This window comes from Aquimarina addita, from assembly GCF_039539305.1.
GTDB lineage: Bacteria > Bacteroidota > Bacteroidia > Flavobacteriales > Flavobacteriaceae > Aquimarina > Aquimarina addita.
This window is the reverse complement of the sequence record NZ_BAABCW010000055.1, coordinates 1-1,670: the sequence shown is the minus strand read 5'-3', so window position 1 is coordinate 1,670 and position 1,670 is coordinate 1. Positions and strand designations below refer to the sequence as shown.

At 29.6% G+C, this 1,670-nt stretch carries 1 protein-coding gene and 1 pseudogene; one reads left to right on the top strand and one right to left on the bottom strand.

The features are described 5' to 3' along the window. Nucleotides 1–141 precede the first annotated feature (141 nt). Nucleotides 142–639: pseudogene (locus ABD816_RS22050) on the top strand (IS982 family transposase); the annotation flags it as partial. A gap of 363 nt (nt 640–1,002) precedes the next feature. Here ABD816_RS22050 and ABD816_RS22045 read toward each other — a convergent pair. Continuing rightward, the gene (locus tag ABD816_RS22045; protein WP_344931069.1) at nt 1,003–1,464 is read right to left on the bottom strand and encodes a hypothetical protein; all 462 of its coding nucleotides are present in this window, start codon (nt 1,462–1,464) and stop codon (nt 1,003–1,005) included. Nucleotides 1,465–1,670 lie beyond the last annotated feature (206 nt).

The following is a 1,670-nucleotide window of genomic DNA, read 5'->3' as shown; positions in this document are numbered from 1 at the left end:
TACAACACCAAAAGAAGACATACTGAAATCGGAAAAGTACCTCCAAATCAAATATTTTATCAAAAACAAATGGCTTCTTAGAAATTAAAAATATCTTTATCCTGTCCTAAGCATTGGGAGTATCATAAAAAACGGCATTAGGTCTTTAAAGATATTGCCAAAAAAAGTTACGGTACAATGGGATGGTATTTTGGATTTAAACTACATTTAGTTTGCAATGATAAAGGTGAAATAGTTGATTTCATGTTTACTCCAGCCAATGTTGATGATAGGTTTCCTCTTAAACAAAAGAAGTTTCACGATAAGATATTTGGGAAAATTTTCGGGGACAAAGGCTACATTGTAAAAGACCTATTCGACAGATTGTTTATAGATGGAATTCACCTTATCACAAAGGTTCGAAAAAACATGAAGAAGAAAGCTATGGACTTTATGGACAAGGTAATTCTTAGAAAAAGAGCTATTATAGAAACCGTAAATGATGTGCTCAAAAACACTTGTCAAATTGAACATTCTAGACATCGATCTTTTGAAAATTTTATAACAAATATGATATCTGGATTAATTGCATATTCATTTCTACCTAAAAAACCATCTATTAAAATACCTAATATGTTGCCTAATAAAGTTATTGCTTAGATCGAACTCACGTTAATTAAAATTTTTTCTTTAGATACAAATAGAGTTTGTCCGCTTTCGGATTTAATCTTTTCAAAACCTAATTTAGGTAAAAGTAAAGATGCTTTTTCAGATAGCTTATCATATAACGGATGATGTGTCCAATCAAAGGATATATTTTTTGTTTTTATTAATGCTAACGTTTAGCTATGCGTAGTGCGAGAGCAAAAAGTCATAGGTTTTCGAGCTAGCACTTAGCCAAAGTTTATGTTTTGTTTTTATATTTTCTAAAATACTAAATTTAAATCTTTGGCGACAAACCAAATAGACAACAGCCTTTCGATTATTCCCAAAACCCGCATTATCGTATAGGTGTTGTTATTATTAGTTTTTTAACTTTCTAATACCAGAAAACAATAATAAAATAGAAACAACTAAAGTTCCAATACTTAACCATAACCCTGTTTTTTCTTCATAATTTTTCTTTGCATTATTAAGTTTTTTCTGAACATTGATAGCATTGAAAGCCGGCTCTTCAGGTAAATAATATACCGTCAAAGTATTTGATTCGGAAGTATTAACTTGATCAAAGAAATATGTCCCTGAATACTCCGTACCTTCAACAGAATATGTGTAGTCAATATTGTTTATATTTAAATCCCTATTGTTATAGGTAACTGTTTTATATTCGGAATTAAGATATGCTGTAGTTTTTTTTCCTTCATTAAATAATTTTTCAAATTTTAACATTTTATCTTTATCCTCAAACACTATTTCATAAAGTCCTTTAAATGCGAAAAAGCCTACGATTAAGCTAATGAATATTCTAATCATTCCTCTTAACATAATTTTGTTTTTATTTTCATTTAATTAATAGTAACATCTCTTGTACGGTGCGTTTGCTTCCCAAAGGGCGCATATGCATTATAGCAACAATGTAAAAGCCGTACCCTAAGTTATATAATAAAAACAATCTAATTTCTTTATTATGAAAACAAAGGATACTACCGACTCAAAGTTATTTATTGGCATCGACGTACACAAGCGAAGTT